Genomic DNA, 14,623 nt, shown 5'->3' on the forward strand with positions numbered 1-14,623 from the left:
GCCGCCGGTCGGGTCCTGGGCGGAGACCGCGCCGGCACCGGAAGCGGGCGGCGGGGTCGTGTCACCGGCCCCGCCGGGCGGCGAGCTCTGCGGATACGGCGGCTGACCACCCTGGCCCGGATACGGCGGCTGGCCGGGCTGACCCGGATACGCCTGCCCGGGGTAGCCCTGGCCGGGCTGACCCGGCCCGGGCTGGCCGGGGTAGGTCGGGTAGGGCGACTGGCTCGGGTATCCCGGGTACGCCGCCGGCTGGCCCGGATAGCCCGGGTACGGGTTCAGCGGGTCCCACGCGGCCTGCGGCTTGCGGAAGAAGGTGTTCGCGGCCGGCAGCGCCAGCAGGATCACCGCGCCCAGCAGCGCCAGCACGACCAGCACGGTCAGCAGTGTGGAGATCGGGGTGAACCAGCCGGGCAGCTCGTCGGAGAGCCGGGCCTCGACCTCGCTGGCGCTGGGCCCGGAGGTGTTGCCGGCGTCCAGGTTCATCCCGCTGGTCGCGGCGTTGCCGAGCAGGCCGAAGCCGTTGCAGCAGAGGAAGATGCCGCCGACCACCCAGGTCGTGATGCGGGCGCCCTGCTTGCCGCGGTTGTTGTAGATCGCCAGGATGGCCAGGCCGGCGGCGAAGAGGATGTTGATCACCACGCCGACCACGCTGGCCGCCACGATGACGCTCTCGGTGCCCGCTCCCGCGGTGTCGGCGTAGAGGTCGGAATAGACGCGCCGGATGGTGCCGATCGTGGTCAGCGACAGCACCGCGGAGATGATCGAGACGGCCGCGCTGAAGTAGAGCAGGTACGACGAGACGGAGACGACCGTCGGGCGGGCCCGGGTCGGGGGCGTTCCGGGGTACATCGGATCAGACACGGCGCTACCTCCTAGATCCACCACGGTATCGGGCGGCTGCCAGATCCGTCGACCGGCCGACATCAAGCCCCCAGCTGTGGCAACATCGCCCGATGTACGACGAAATCGCCTGAAACAGGTCGCTCGTTCAGGGGGACGACACAGGTCGAACGTGACCCCTACACTTCCATCCGTGGCGCGCCGCAGGCACCAGAGTCCAGCGGTGACGCCCCCTGCCCGGCCGAGTCGCCGCCCCCGCCCAACGCACGCCGGGGGCCAGGCAGACCGGATTCGGGCACCTTCCCGATTGCGCCGGCCGCGTGAGGTAACCGCGGCCGCCCCAGACTCGACAAGGACCGGTGAGTCCCATGCCCCACGCAGACACCCTGACCGTCGTGCACCATGACGACACGAGAACCAGCTACACCGACGTCCGGTACCAGTTGCACCGCGACGGCATCAGGATCTGGTCGTCCGACGGCGAGCACGCCATCACGGACATCTTGATGACCCACGCCTACCGGCAGCGGGAGGCGCGGGCCAGCTGACAGACGAAACCGGGGCACCCGATCGGGTGCCCCGGTTTTTTCATGCCCGGCGTACGGACAGACCGTCCTTGCCCTCACTGAGGTCGACCCGGACCGTGTCCCCGTCGACGATCTCGCCCGCGAGCAGCGCCCGGGCCAGCGAGTCGCCGATCGACGACTGGACCAGCCGGCGCAGCGGACGCGCACCGTAGATCGGGTCGAAGCCGCGCTCACCCAGCCACTGCACCGCGGCCTCACCCACCTCGAGGGCGAGCCGGCGGTCGGCGAGCCGGTGCCGCAGCCGGTCCAGCTGAATGTCCACGATGGCCGCCAGGTCCTGCGAGGTCAGCGCCTTGAACACCACGATGTCGTCGAGCCGGTTGAGGAACTCGGGCTTGAAGTGGGCCCGGACGGTGGCCATCACCTCCTCGCGCCGTTCCTCCTCGCCCAGGGTGAAGTCGGAGATGACCGACGAGCCCAGGTTGGAGGTCAGCACCAGGATGGCGTTGCGGAAGTCGACCGTACGGCCCTGACCGTCGGTGAGCCGGCCGTCGTCGAGCACCTGCAACAGCACGTCGAAGACGTCCGGGTGGGCCTTCTCGACCTCGTCCAGCAGCACCACCGAGTACGGCCGCCGCCGCACGGCCTCGGTGAGCTGGCCGCCCTCCTCGTAGCCGACGTATCCGGGCGGGGCGCCCAGCAGCCGGGCCACGGAGTGCTTCTCGCCGTACTCGCTCATGTCGATGCGGACCATGGCCCGCTCGTCGTCGAAGAGGAAGCCGGCCAGCGCCTTGGCCAGCTCGGTCTTGCCGACGCCGGTGGGGCCGAGGAACAGGAAGCTGCCGGTCGGGCGGTCCGGGTCGGCCACTCCGGCCCGGGCCCGGCGTACGGCTCCGGAGACGGCGGCCACGGCCTCGGTCTGGCCGACCACCCGGGCCTGCAGCGACTCCTCCATGCGGAGCAGCTTGGCGGTCTCGCCCTCCATCATCCGGCCGGCCGGGATGCCGGTCCACGAGGCGATGACCTCGGCGATGTCGTCGGCGCCGACCTCCTCCTTGACCATCGGCGGCTCGGTCTTCTCCTCCTCCGCCGCGGACGCGCTCTCGATCTCGGCCATCAGCGCGGGGATCTCCTGGTACTGCAGGCGGGAAGCCTTCTCCCACTCCGCGTCGCGCTGCGCGCGCTCCAGCTCCGCCTGGGCCTCGTCGAGCTTCTTCTTCAGCTCACCGACCCGGTTCAGGCCGCCGCGCTCGCGCTCCCAGCGCGCGTTCAGGGCGGTCAGCTCCTCCTCGCGGTCGGCGAGGTCACGCTCCAGCCGCTCCAGCCGGGCGACCGAGGCAGGATCGGTCTCCTTGGCCAGCGCGAGCTTCTCGACCCGCATCCGGTCGACCTGCCGCTGCAGCTGGTCCAGCTCCACCGGGCGGGAGTCGATCTCCATGCGCAGCCGGGAGGCGGCCTCGTCGATCAGGTCGATGGCCTTGTCCGGCAGGAACCGGTCGCTGATGTAGCGGTCCGAGAGCGCCGCGGCGGCGACCAGCGCGGCATCGGTGATCTGCACCCGGTGGTGCGCCTCGTAGCGGCCCTTGAGCCCGCGCAGGATGCCGATCGTGTCCTCGACCGTGGGCTCGCCGACCACGACCGGCTGGAAGCGCCGCTCCAGGGCAGGGTCCTTCTCGATGTGCTCGCGGTACTCGTCCAGCGTGGTCGCGCCGACCATCCGCAGCTCACCGCGGGCCAGCATCGGCTTGAGCATGTTGCCGGCGTCCATCGAGCCCTCGCCCTTGCCCGCGCCGACGACGGTGTGCAGCTCGTCGAGGAAGGTGACGACCTGGCCGTTGGAGTTGCGGATCTCCTCGAGCACGCTCTTGAGGCGCTCCTCGAACTGGCCGCGGTACTGCGCGCCGGCGACCATCGCGCCGAGGTCGAGCGAGACCAGCTTCTTGTCGCGCAGGGTCTCCGGGACGTCGCCGGCCACGATCCGCTGGGCCAGGCCCTCGACGATGGCGGTCTTGCCGACGCCCGGCTCACCGATCAGCACCGGGTTGTTCTTGGTGCGCCGGGAGAGCACCTGGATCACCCGGCGGATCTCGGCGTCACGCCCGATCACCGGGTCGATCTTGCCCTCGCGGGCCAGCGCGGTCAGGTCCACGCTGTACTTCTCCAGCGCCTGGTACGTCTGCTCGGGCTCGGCGGTGGTGACCCGCCGGTCGCCGCCCCGGACCGCCGGGAAGGCGCCGACCAGGGTCTCCTCGGTGGCACCGGCGTCGCGCAGGGTCTTGCCCACCGCGCCGCCGACGCGGGCCAGGCCGGCCAGCAGGTGCTCGGTGGAGACGTACTCGTCGCCGAGCGGCTTGGCGATCAGCTCGGCCTCACCGATCGCGTTGACGAACTCGCGCGACAGGCTGGGCTCGGCGGTGGAGGAGCCACGGGCGGAGGGCTGCTGCTCGACGGCGCGTACGGCCGCGCGCCGGACGTCGGCCGGATTGGCGCCGACCGCGCGCAGCAGCGCCGACGCGGTGGAGCCACCGGTGTCGAGCAGCGAAAGGAGCAGGTGCCACGGCTCGACGGTGGCGTGGCCCCGCTGATTCGCGTCGGCTACCGCACCGGTGATGACGTCGCGGCTCTTGGTGGTCAGGCGTTCGGCGTTCATGAGCTCCCCTGGATCGGATCTTCCCCAGTAGTGCAGCAATCCGAGACTTGAGCGTATTCCACTCAACTCTACGTCGGCCAGTCACCCGAACCCGGGGGTAATCGGCATCACCATGGGCAATGCCCCACGATGGCCGTAGCGTGGCCGTAATGGCCCAGGAAACATCGTCTCAGCTCGGGTCACGCATCGGTCGGGCTCTGCTCCCGCTCGGATTTCTCTTCCTGGCCGTCGGCATCTCGACCGCCCTGTTCAATCCGTTCCTGTCGCTGTTCCTCAGCACGGACGTGGACGCCGGGCCTGTCAAGATCACGTTCTTCCTGATCGTCGCGCCGCTCGGCGGCGTGCTCGGCTCGGTGCTCGTCGGCCGGCTCTCCGACCGGCGGCCGATCCGGCGCCGGCTGCTGATCGCCGGCGCGGTGGCCGGCCTGATCGGCACCGGCCTGACCGCGGTCGTCCGGGACTACTGGGTGCTGCTCGCCCTGGCGGTCACCGCCTTCGCGCTGGCCGGGTCGCTGTTCCCGCAATCCTTCGCGTACGCCCGGCAGGTCCTCGAACGCGACGACCCGGCCCGCGCCGCGCTCGGCATCAGCGCCCTGCGCACGGTCTTCTCGCTCGCCTGGGTGGCCGGCCCGCCGCTGGCCGCGTTCCTGCTCGACGCCGGCAGCTTCGTCTGGGTCTACGGCACCGCCGCCCTGATGTACGCCCTCGCCGCCGTGGTCGCGATCTTCTGGCTGGACGAGGTTCCGGCGCCCGCGGCCGCTGCCCCCGACACCCCGGACGCGCCCGTCGACGACCGCCTGGACGCGCCGAGATGGACGCTGTGGCTCACCGCCGCCGCCTTCACGTTGCTCCAGACGCCGCTGACCCTCGCGGTGCAGGCCCTGCCGCTGTTCATCAGCGCCGACATCGGCGGTGACGTCGGCGACGCCGGGCTGCTGCTCGGGCTCTGCGCCGCCCTGGAGATCCCGCTGATGCTGGGCCTGGGCGTGCTGGCCACCCGGCTGCCGTTGCGCGGGCTGCTGTTCGGCGGGGCCATCTGCGGTGTCGCGTACTACGCGCTGGTCGCCGTGGCCACCGACCTCTGGCTGCTCGTCGGCGGGCAGGTGCTCAACGCGCTGTTCATCGCCGCGGTCTCCGGGCTGGGCATCTCCTACATGCAGAACATGCTGCCCCGGCAGCCCGGACGGGCCACGACCCTGTTCACCAACTCGTTCCCGCTCGGCGCGATGCTGGCCGGACCGCTGTTCGGCGTCGCCCAGCACTTCGACTACCGGCTCGCGTACTGGCTGTGCACCGGGCTGTGCGCGGCCGGGCTGCTGCTCCTGATCGTGGTACGTAACGAGCGCGTACCGCAGCCGGCCTGACTGATCCGTTACCGTTGAGGGCGTGCGCGTACGGGTAGAGCAGACTCCACTGCCGGGCATCGGTGTCCGGCACGACCTGGTGACCTCGTCGGGCCGTACGGTCGGGGTGGTCTCGCACCGCAACGGCCGCCGCGACCTGGTGCTCTACGACGTGGACGACCCCGACGCCTGCCTGGCGTCGATACCGCTCACCGACGACGAGGCGGAGGCGCTCGCCGACGTCCTCGGCGCGTCCCTCATGCTCGGCCAGCTCGCGGGTCTGCGGCAGCAGGCCGCGGGTCTGCTCACCGAGCAGATCGCCCTGCCCGCCGGCTCGCCGTTCGTCGGCCGCCGCCTGGGTGACACCCGCACCCGCACCCGCACCGGCGCGTCCATCGTGGCCGTCCTGCGCGACCGCGAGGTGATCGCCTCCCCCGGCCCGTCCTTCGGCTTCGAGGCGAACGACGTCGTCGTCGCCGTCGGCACCCGCGAAGGTCTGGACGGCGTCACCGCCATCCTGGCCGGCGACACCGGCGACTGAGGCGCCGCCCGTGCACAGCACGACGATCCTCTTGATCGAGGTCGGCGCGCTTCTCTTCGCGCTCGGCATGCTCGGGCGCATCGGCCGCCGCTTCGGGCTCTCCCCCATCCCGCTCTACCTGCTCGCCGGGCTCGCCTTCGGGCACGGCGGTTTCCTGCCGCTGTCGGCCAGCCAGGAGTTCATCGAGGTCGGCGCCGAGATCGGCGTCATCCTGTTGCTGGTCATGCTGGGCCTGGAGTATTCGGCCAGCGAGCTCGTCGGCAACCTGCGCTCGGCCGCGCCCGCCGGCGTGGTCGACGCGGTGCTCAACGCCCTGCCCGGGGCCGGTTTCGCGTTCCTGCTCGGCTGGGGCTGGGAGGCCGCGCTGGTGCTGGCCGGGATCACCTGGGTGTCGTCGTCCGGGGTGATCGCCAAGGTGCTGGGCGACCTGGGCCGCATCGGTAACCGCGAGACCCCGGTGATCCTGTCGGTGCTGGTCATCGAGGACCTGGCGATGGCGTTCTACCTGCCGCTGGTCACCGCCGTACTGGCCGGGGTGGGGCTGATCGGCGGGCTCAAGGCGCTGGCCGTCGCGGTGCTCACGGTGGTCGCGGTGCTGGTCGTGGCGATCCGGTACGGCCACGCGATCTCCAACTTCATCTCGGTCAAGGACGCCGAGGCGCTGCTGCTCAGCGTGCTGGGGCTGACGCTGTTCGTCGCCGGGGTGGCCGCCGAGCTGAAGGTGTCCGCTGCTGTGGGGGCCTTCCTGGTGGGAATTGCGCTCTCGGGTCCGGTCGCCCACCACGCGACGCAGATCCTGTCGCCGTTGCGCGACCTGTTCGCGGCAGTCTTCTTCGTGTTCTTCGGGCTCTCCACCGATCCGGCCGCGATGCCGCCGGTGCTGCTGCCCGCGCTGGGCCTGGCCGTGCTGACCATGCTGACCAAGGTGCTGACCGGCGTGATCGCCGCCCGCCGGGCCGGCATCGCGCTGCCCGGTCAGGTGCGGGCCGGGCTGGCCCTGATGCCGCGCGGTGAGTTCTCGATCGTCATCGCCGGGCTGGCCGTGGCTTCCGGCGTCGAGCCCGAGCTGGCGCCGCTCGCAACCGCCTACGTGCTCATCACTGTGGTGACCGGGCCGATGCTGGCCCGCCTGTCGGACTACGCCTGGTTCAAGGCAATGATCCGGAAAAGGACGGCTGTGCGCCGGCCGGTGGAAGCCGTTCCCGCTGCTGAATGACCTTTTCCGCGCTCAGCGAGCGCTAAGCTACTGACCAGTATCCGAAAGTGATCTCTGACGACTTCCGTAGAACACTCACCTCGCGCTAACGTGTCGCCGCGACAACAACGTGTTATCGGGTGACCAGCGACTCGCCGGATGCAGGGGGATGCCCTTCCCAGCGGGTCAGCACGGCCCTCTGCCGGGGAGGACGGCGGCATGAGTGAGCTAAACGAGGCGGCGTCGTGACCGTGCGTGAGTCGGCTTTCTTCGGGTTCGTGAACCCGGTCGATCCACGGCCGGAAGAGCTGCAAGCCTGGGCCTACCACCCCGAGGCCGTGCCGCTGGACGCCATGCCGTCCGACTGGGACCTGCTCATCGCCGGTGACGTGCTCGCGCCCACCCTGTTCGAGCTGGCGATGGACCGGCAGTGCCCGGCCCGGCGCTTCGCGCTGCACTGCATGTACATCTACGCGGCCGACGGTGTCCGGCCCAACGCGACGTCGCAGCGCAAGCGCCGCCTGAAGAAGTACGTGGAGCGCGCGGAAGAGGTCGGCGACGAGCCGATGGCGATGTGGGCGCACAACTGCCGGGTGCTGATGACCCGCCCCGAGCTGTTCGAGTACGAGGACTGGATCGAGGGTGGCCTGGTGCGCCACCCCCGACGCCTCGCCGCTTTCGGCCGCCGCTAAGGCTCCTACCGCTCGCCGGAGCGTCGCGGGCGCCACACCACCAGCGCGGTCGACGGCCGTTCCTGCCGCACCAGATCGCGCCCCGGGTACGGCCCGACCGACTCCAGCTGCGCGATCCGCTGGTACGCCTCGCCGAGCTGCTGTTCCAGCTCGGCCACGCGTTCCTGCAGCTCGCCCACGAGCTGCTCGAGCCCGATGATCCGCTTGATGCCGGCCAGGTTGACGCCGTCCTCCTGGCTCAGCTTCTGCACCTCACGCAGCAGCGCGACGTCACGCTCGCTGTAGCGGCGACCGCCGCCACCGGCCCGGCCGGGCTGCACCAGGCCGAGCCGGTCGTACTGACGCAGCGTCTGCGGGTGCATCCCGGCCAGCCGCGCCGCGACGGAGATGATCAGGACCTTTGCGTCGGAGGCCTGCTCCCACGAGATGCTGATCTCTTCATACATGTGCCACCTCCTGACAAGGGTCCTGACCTAGCCGCGGCGCAGCCGGGCCTCGATGCGCTCGCGCTCGGCGTTGGGCGTGAGCTTGGCGAACTGCTCCAGCGCGTCCCGGGCCTCGGTGGTCACCGCGGCCGGGGACGGAACCTGCACCTCGACGGTGACCAGCAGATCGCCGGCCTGGCCGTCGCGGCGCTGCACACCCTTGCCGCGCGCCCGCAGTGTGCGGCCGCTCGGCGTGCCGGCCGGCACCCGCAGCGTCACGGGCGTGTCCAGCGTGGGAACGCGCAGATCGGTGCCGAGCACCGCCTCCGCGAACGTGATCGGCACGGTCAGCGTGATGTCGTCGCCGGTCCGCCCGAAGATCTCGTCCGGCCTCACCTTGACCTGCACGTACAGGTCGCCGGCGGGGCCGCCCTTGTCGCCCGGCTCGCCCCGGCCGGAGAGCCGGATGCGCTGGCCGTCGGCGACCCCGGCGGGGAAGCGGACGTTGATCGTGCGGTTCTTGGTGACGCCGCCGGTGCCCCGGCACTCGGGGCACTTCTCGTCGACGATGCTGCCCGCGCCCTGGCACTCGCGGCACGGCTCGGAGAAGCTGAACGACCCCTGGTTGCGGGAGATCAGCCCGGAGCCGTGGCACTGCGGACAGGTGCGCGGCACCGTGCCGGGCTTGGCGCCGTTGCCGTGGCAGGTGTCGCAGACCCCCGGCGACCGCAACGTCAGCGGCAGCGTCGTGCCCTTGACCGCGTGCGCGAAGTCGAGCGTGACCTCGGCCTCGACGTCCCGGCCACGCTGGGGTCCCCGGCGGGCGCCCGCTCCCGCCCCGCCGGCGCCACCGCCGGAGAAGATGGAGCTGAAGATGTCGGAGAAGCCCGCGCCGCCGAACCGGCGGTCACCGGACCCGCCGCCCTGACCGGCCCCGCTGAATCCGCCGCCGAACAGGTCGGACGGGTCGAACTGGGAACCGCCCGGACGGGCGCCCCGGCGGAACGCGCCCGAGCCGAACAGGGAGCGCATCTCGTCGTACTCGCGGCGCTTCTTGTCGTCGGAGAGCACGTCGTACGCCTCGGACGCGGCCTTGAACCGGTCCTCGGCGTCCTTGTTGCCGGGGTTGTGGTCCGGGTGGTTCTCCCGGGCCAGCTTGCGGTACGCCTTCTTGATCTCGTCGGCGGAGGCGGACTTGCCCACCCCGAGAACGGCGTAGAAGTCCTTCTCCAGCCAGTCCTTCGAACTCATCGAGCCCACCTCCTCCACCGGATCGTCGTCATAGGGACCGAGGTCCCGCCCACCGTGCGGTGGGCGGGACAGGTGCTCGTCACTCGGGGTCGGCGACCGCGACCAGGGCGGGCCGCAGCAGCCGCTCGCCCAGGGTGTAACCGCGGCGCATCACCTCGACGCAGGTCGGCTCCGTGACGTCGGCCGACGTCAGGTGCGCGACGGCCTCGTGCCGGGTCGGGTCGAAGGGGTCGCCCTTCTCGCCGAACGCCACGAGCCCGAGCTTGCCGACCGACGTGCCGAGCGCCTCGGCCACGGTGGCGAACGGACCGTTCAGGTCACCGTGCTCGCGGGCCCGGTCGATGTCGTCCAGCACCGGCAGCAGCGCGGTGAGCACCGAGCCGGTGGTCTGCTCGGCCGCCACGCTGCGGTCACGGTCGACGCGCTTGCGGTAGTTGGCGTACTCAGCCGTCACTCGCTGCAGGTCCCGGGTGCGCTCTTCGAGCTCGGTGCGCAGCGCTTCCAGTTCGGCGCCGAGGGCGGGCGTGTCGACTACCACGCCCTCCTCCGGCTCCTCGGCAGCGCGGTGCGCGCCTCCCGTGGACTCCTCCTCGGCCTGCTTGGCCACCTTGGTGTCCTTACCTTTCACGTCGATCTTGCGCCGGTCCCGGATGACGACGCGTTCGGTTGCCTCGCCGTCGTCGGACCGGCTCACTTCTTGTCGTCCTCGACGATCTCGGCGTCCACGACGTCGTCAGCGCCGCCGGCGTTCGGGCCCGCGCTCGCGCCCGCCGCACCGGCACCCGCGCCACCCGGGGCGTCCTGCGTGCCGTCGGGGCCGGGAGCGCCCTGCGTGCCGTCCTGGTTCTGCTGCGCGTACAGCAGCGAACCCGCCTGCTGGGAGACCGAGGCCAGCTTCTCGTGCGCGGTCTTGATCTTCTCGATGTCGCTGCCGCCCAGCGCACCGCGCAGGTCGCCCAGCGCCTCGCTGATCTGGTTGCGCGAGTCCTCGGGCAGCTTGTCGCCGCTCTCGGCCAGGAACTTCTCGGTCTGCCACTGCAGCTGCTCGGCCAGGTTGCGCGTCTCCGCGTCCTCCTTGCGCTGCTTGTCCTCGTCGGCGTGGTCCTGGGCGTCGCGCATCATGCGCTCGATGTCGTCCTTCGGCAGCGCGGAGCCACCGGTGATCGTCATCTTCTGCTCCTTGCCGGTGCCCATGTCCTTGGCGGCCACGTGCACGATGCCGTTCGCGTCGATGTCGAAGGTGACCTCGATCTGCGGCACGTTGCGAGGCGCCGGGGGCAGGCCGGTCAGCTCGAAGGTGCCGAGCTTCTTGTTGTACGCCGCGATCTCGCGCTCGCCCTGGAAGACCTGGATCAGCACGGACGGCTGGTTGTCGTCGGCCGTGGTGAAGACCTCGGAGCGCTTGGTCGGGATGGTGGTGTTGCGCTCGATGAGCTTGGTGAAGATGCCGCCCTTGGTCTCGATGCCCAGCGACAGCGGGGTCACGTCGAGCAGCAGGACGTCCTTGACCTCACCCTTGAGCACACCGGCCTGCAGGGCGGCGCCGACGGCGACGACCTCGTCCGGGTTGACACCCTTGTTGGGGTCGCGGCCGGTCATCGACTTGACCAGGTCGGACACCGCGGGCATGCGGGTGGAGCCGCCGACCAGGATGACGTGGTCGACGTCCTGGATCTTGATGCCGGCGTCCTTGATGGCCTGCTCGAACGGGCCCTTGCAGCGGTCCAGCAGGTCCTGGGTCATGCGCTGGAACTCCGACCGGCTCAGGGTCGTGTCCAGGTGCAGCGGACCGGCCGGGCCGGCGGTGATGTACGGCAGGTTGATGCTGGTGGTCGACGCGGCCGACAGCTCGATCTTCGCCTTCTCGGCGGCCTCACGCAGACGCTGCAGGGCCATCTTGTCGGTGGAGAGGTCGATGCCGTGCTCGCCGCGGAAGGTCTTGACCAGGTGGTCGATGACGCGCTGGTCCCAGTCGTCGCCGCCGAGGTGGTTGTCACCGGAGGTCGACTTGACCTCGATGACGCCCTCGCCCAGCTCGAGCAGGGAGACGTCGAAGGTGCCGCCGCCGAGGTCGAAGACCAGAACGGTCTGCTCCTTGGAGCCCTTGTCCAGGCCGTACGCCAGCGCGGCCGCGGTGGGCTCGTTGACGATGCGCAGGACGTTGAAGCCCGCGATCTCACCGGCCTCCTTGGTGGCCTGGCGCTGCGCGTCGTTGAAGTAGGCCGGGACGGTGATGACCGCGTCCGTGACCGACTCGCCGAGGTACGCCTCGGAGTCGCGCTTGAGCTTCATGAGCACCCGCGCCGAGATCTCCTGCGGGGTGTACTTCTTGCCGTCGATGTCGACGGACCAGTTGGTGCCGACCTCCCGCTTGACCGAACGGATCGTCCGGTCGGGGTTGGTCACCGCCTGACGCTTGGCGACCTCGCCGACGAGCACCTCGCCGTTGCGCGCGAAGGCGACGATGGACGGCGTCGTCCGGGAGCCTTCGGCGTTCGCGACGACCGTGGGCTCACCGCCCTCGAGAACGCTGACGCAGGAGTTCGTGGTGCCGAGGTCGATGCCGACCGCTCGTGCCATGTTCGCTTCCTCGCTTCATTGCCGGTTGCAAGTCTCGGTACTCAAGTTGAGTGGACCGGACTCAATGATGCCACGGCGATCCAACTCCGCAAGCCAGAGTTGAGTCAAGGCGGCGCAAGTCACTGTCAGCAGGTACCTGTCCGGTCACGGCGACGGGGTACCTGTTGTGGGGAATGCATAGATCAGGCACGCTTTACCCGTGACGACGCACGGTGACGCGGTCGGTCCGTCGGCCACTCCCGCCGTAGCCGACCCACCCCCCACAAAAGCCCAGTCCAACGGCGCGCCCGCAGCGGCGGGCGCCAGCAAACCCGACAAATCATCCGGTACGGTCGCAGACGCGACAACCGCAGGTCCGTCCGCCCAGGCCGACGAGGCCGACAGCGGCGCGCAGCCGGAGCCTGCCGCCACCACGCCACCGAAGCCGGAATGGCCGCCCACCACGGCCGCGACCACGGGAAACGTCGTGACGACGAAGTCAAAGCAGCCGGCCGGGGAGCAGCTCCCCGACGAGCCGACCACACCAGCCGGCACCGCACCCCCCGGTACGCCGGAGAGCGCTCCCCCGGTGACCGCGCCCAGCTCCACTGCCAAGAGCGGGGAGGCCGTCGAGCCCCCGTCGGCCGACAAGCCGACGTCCACTGACGCGGTGGAAGCGGATTCCGGCGCAACCGAATCCAACTCGCCCGCAGTCGGCTCGCCCGCATCCGGTCCGTCCGCATCCGGTCCGCCCGCATCCGGTACGTCCAAATCCGGTACGTCCAAATCCGGTACGTCCAAATCCGGTCCGTCAGCATCCGGCCGGTCCGCGGCCGGCCCGTCGGCCAAGCCCAAGTCCACAGCCGACATCGAGCCCGAGGCGGCCGCTGACGCCGAACCGGCGACGGCCACCGAGCCGCACCGGAGCACGAAGTCCGCCGGTGACGAGCCGGACGCCCCCGCAAAACCCGGCGCCAACGACGAAACCACCCTGGCCGGAAAGCCCGAGGCGAGCGACGAGACGACCCTGGTCGCGAAATCCGGTGCCGGCGACAAGCCGACGGCGGTCGCGAAGCCGGACGCCAGCGACAAGCCGACCCCGACCACGGAGCCGACCGCCGACGACGAGCCCACCCTGGTCGCCAAGTCCGACGCAGGCGACAAGCCGGCGCTCGTCGAGAAGCCGACCACCGGCGCCCAGCCCACCCTGGCCGCCAAGTCCGACGCAGGCGACAAGCCGGCGCTCGTCGAGAAGCCGACCACCGGCGACGAGCCCACCCTGGCCGCGAAGTCCGACACGGACGACGAGCCGACGCTGGTCAAGGAGCCGACCGCCGGCGACGAGCCGACCCTGGTCAAGGAGCCCGCGGCCGACACCGAGGCGCTGCCGACGTCGCGCCCGGCCGACGAGGAGCCGACCGTCGCTGCCCGCCCGGCCGGCGCCGAAGAGCCCACCCTGATCGACACGCCCGCCGAGGACGAGCCGACCGTGGTCGCCGAGACGGCCGGCACCGACAAGTCCCCGGCGGTCGACAAGACGGCCGGCAAGGACAAGCCCGCCGCGGTCACCGAGCCGGTTCCAGCCGACCCCGCGGTCAAGGACGATGTGCCGATCTCGCGCTCCCGGCCCAAGGACCTCGCCGCGGTGCTCGCGCCCGTTCCGCCCGTCGAGCCGCCGCCCGCGGTCGGGGATCTTGCCGTCGCCCTGTCCAAGCTGCGCGCGGCGATCGGCGGGACGCCGTACCCCCTGGTCATGCCCTCCGCCGAGGAGGCCAAGCGGATCGGCGCCGCGCTGGTCGCCCAGCTCGACGACTACCTGTTGCCGCGCCTCGCGCGGCTCGACGCGCCGCTGCTGGTCGTGGTCGGTGGTTCCACCGGCGCCGGCAAGTCCACCCTGGTCAACAGCCTGGTCCGGGCACCCGTCACCAAGGCCGGGGTGCTGCGCCCGACGACCCGGTCGCCGGTGCTGGTCAGCCATCCGTCCGATTCGCCGTGGTTCCGCAACGGCGATCTGCTGCCGGGGCTGACGCGTACCGCGGAGAGCTCGACGGATCCGCAGACGCTGCAGCTGGTCTCCGCGACGGCGCTCGGTCCTGGTCTGGCTTTCCTGGACGCTCCGGACATCGACTCGGTGGTCGACCGGAACCGGCAGCTCGCCGCGCAACTGCTGGCTGCCGCTGACTTGTGGCTCTTCGTCACGACGGCGGCTCGTTACGCTGACGCCGTACCGTGGGAGCTGCTGACCACCGCCCGGCTGCGCGGCACCGTGATCGCCCTGGTCCTGGACCGGGTGCCGGCCGAGGCGGCCGGCGAGATCTCCGCGCACCTCGCCGAGATGCTCACCGACCGCGACATGGGCGCCGCGCCGATCTTCGTGCTGCCGGAGTCCACGTTGGAGGGCAGCGGGCTGCTGCCGGAGGACGTCACCCGGCCGCTGCACGACTGGTTCGCGCAGCTCGCGGCCGACGCCAACGCGCGGGCGGCTGTGGTCAAGCAGACGCTCGACGGTGCGCTGGCCGCGCTGGGACCGGCGGTGGCCGGCCTGGCCGAGGCCGCCGACGAGCAGGCGACCGCCGCGAGGGCGCTGGACGAGCGGGTCA

Annotated in this window: 12 protein-coding genes; 6 read left to right on the forward strand and 6 right to left on the reverse strand. The window is 71.1% G+C overall.

Translation table 11 applies throughout. The annotated features are described in order from the left end of the window. Positions 1–861 (reverse strand): hypothetical protein (locus AB0C29_RS11215; RefSeq protein ID WP_360818516.1); only part of this gene is annotated, 861 nt, incomplete at its 3' end. Between the two features lie 347 nt (positions 862–1,208). On the opposite strand from AB0C29_RS11215, the gene AB0C29_RS11220 reads away from it, so the two are divergent. After that, positions 1,209–1,388, forward strand: a complete 180-nt coding sequence (locus tag AB0C29_RS11220) for a hypothetical protein (RefSeq protein WP_360546874.1) — start codon at positions 1,209–1,211, stop codon at positions 1,386–1,388. A gap of 40 nt (positions 1,389–1,428) precedes the next feature. On the opposite strand, the gene clpB is transcribed toward AB0C29_RS11220, so the two are convergent. Beyond that, positions 1,429–4,017, reverse strand: a complete 2,589-nt coding sequence (gene clpB, locus AB0C29_RS11225) for an ATP-dependent chaperone ClpB (RefSeq protein WP_360818519.1) — start codon at positions 4,015–4,017, stop codon at positions 1,429–1,431. A gap of 149 nt (positions 4,018–4,166) precedes the next feature. Here clpB and AB0C29_RS11230 point away from each other — a divergent pair, with 149 nt between their 5' ends. From AB0C29_RS11230 to AB0C29_RS11245, 4 genes are all read left to right on the forward strand, one after another. After that, entirely contained in the window at positions 4,167–5,381 is a 1,215-nt protein-coding gene (locus tag AB0C29_RS11230) for a sugar efflux transporter (protein WP_360818522.1), read from the forward strand. 22 nt (positions 5,382–5,403) lie between these two features. Further along, positions 5,404–5,901, forward strand: a complete 498-nt coding sequence (locus AB0C29_RS11235) for a cation:proton antiporter regulatory subunit (RefSeq protein WP_212992843.1) — start codon at positions 5,404–5,406, stop codon at positions 5,899–5,901. Between the two features lie 10 nt (positions 5,902–5,911). Next, a complete protein-coding gene (locus tag AB0C29_RS11240; protein ID WP_360818525.1) occupies positions 5,912–7,117 on the forward strand; it encodes a cation:proton antiporter in 1,206 nt (401 codons plus the stop codon). 224 nt (positions 7,118–7,341) lie between these two features. Continuing rightward, the gene (locus AB0C29_RS11245; protein WP_360546866.1) at positions 7,342–7,788 is read left to right on the forward strand and encodes a hypothetical protein; all 447 of its coding nucleotides are present in this window, start codon (positions 7,342–7,344) and stop codon (positions 7,786–7,788) included. A 5-nt stretch (positions 7,789–7,793) separates the two neighbouring features. On the opposite strand, the gene AB0C29_RS11250 is transcribed toward AB0C29_RS11245, so the two are convergent. The 4 genes from AB0C29_RS11250 to dnaK all read right to left on the reverse strand — a co-directional run bounded on the left by AB0C29_RS11250 (position 7,794) and on the right by dnaK (position 12,044). Continuing rightward, on the reverse strand, positions 7,794–8,234 hold the full coding sequence (locus tag AB0C29_RS11250) for a heat shock protein transcriptional repressor HspR (RefSeq protein ID WP_360818528.1): 441 nt from the start codon (positions 8,232–8,234) through the stop codon (positions 7,794–7,796). A 27-nt stretch (positions 8,235–8,261) separates the two neighbouring features. Further along, the gene (dnaJ, locus tag AB0C29_RS11255; protein ID WP_360818531.1) at positions 8,262–9,464 is read right to left on the reverse strand and encodes a molecular chaperone DnaJ; all 1,203 of its coding nucleotides are present in this window, start codon (positions 9,462–9,464) and stop codon (positions 8,262–8,264) included. 79 nt (positions 9,465–9,543) lie between these two features. Further along, entirely contained in the window at positions 9,544–10,158 is a 615-nt protein-coding gene (gene grpE / locus AB0C29_RS11260; RefSeq protein ID WP_360818534.1) for a nucleotide exchange factor GrpE, read from the reverse strand. Further along, a complete protein-coding gene (gene dnaK / locus AB0C29_RS11265; protein ID WP_360818537.1) occupies positions 10,155–12,044 on the reverse strand; it encodes a molecular chaperone DnaK in 1,890 nt (629 codons plus the stop codon). The genes grpE and dnaK overlap by 4 nt, the downstream gene beginning before the upstream one ends. A 1,624-nt stretch (positions 12,045–13,668) precedes the next feature. Between dnaK and AB0C29_RS11270 the strand changes: the two genes are divergently transcribed. Beyond that, a partial coding sequence (locus AB0C29_RS11270) for a GTPase (protein WP_360818540.1) occupies positions 13,669–14,623 on the forward strand: 955 nt, incomplete at its 3' end.

This window comes from Actinoplanes sp. NPDC048791, assembly GCF_040650095.1.
In the GTDB taxonomy this organism is placed as follows: Bacteria; Actinomycetota; Actinomycetes; order Mycobacteriales; family Micromonosporaceae; genus Actinoplanes.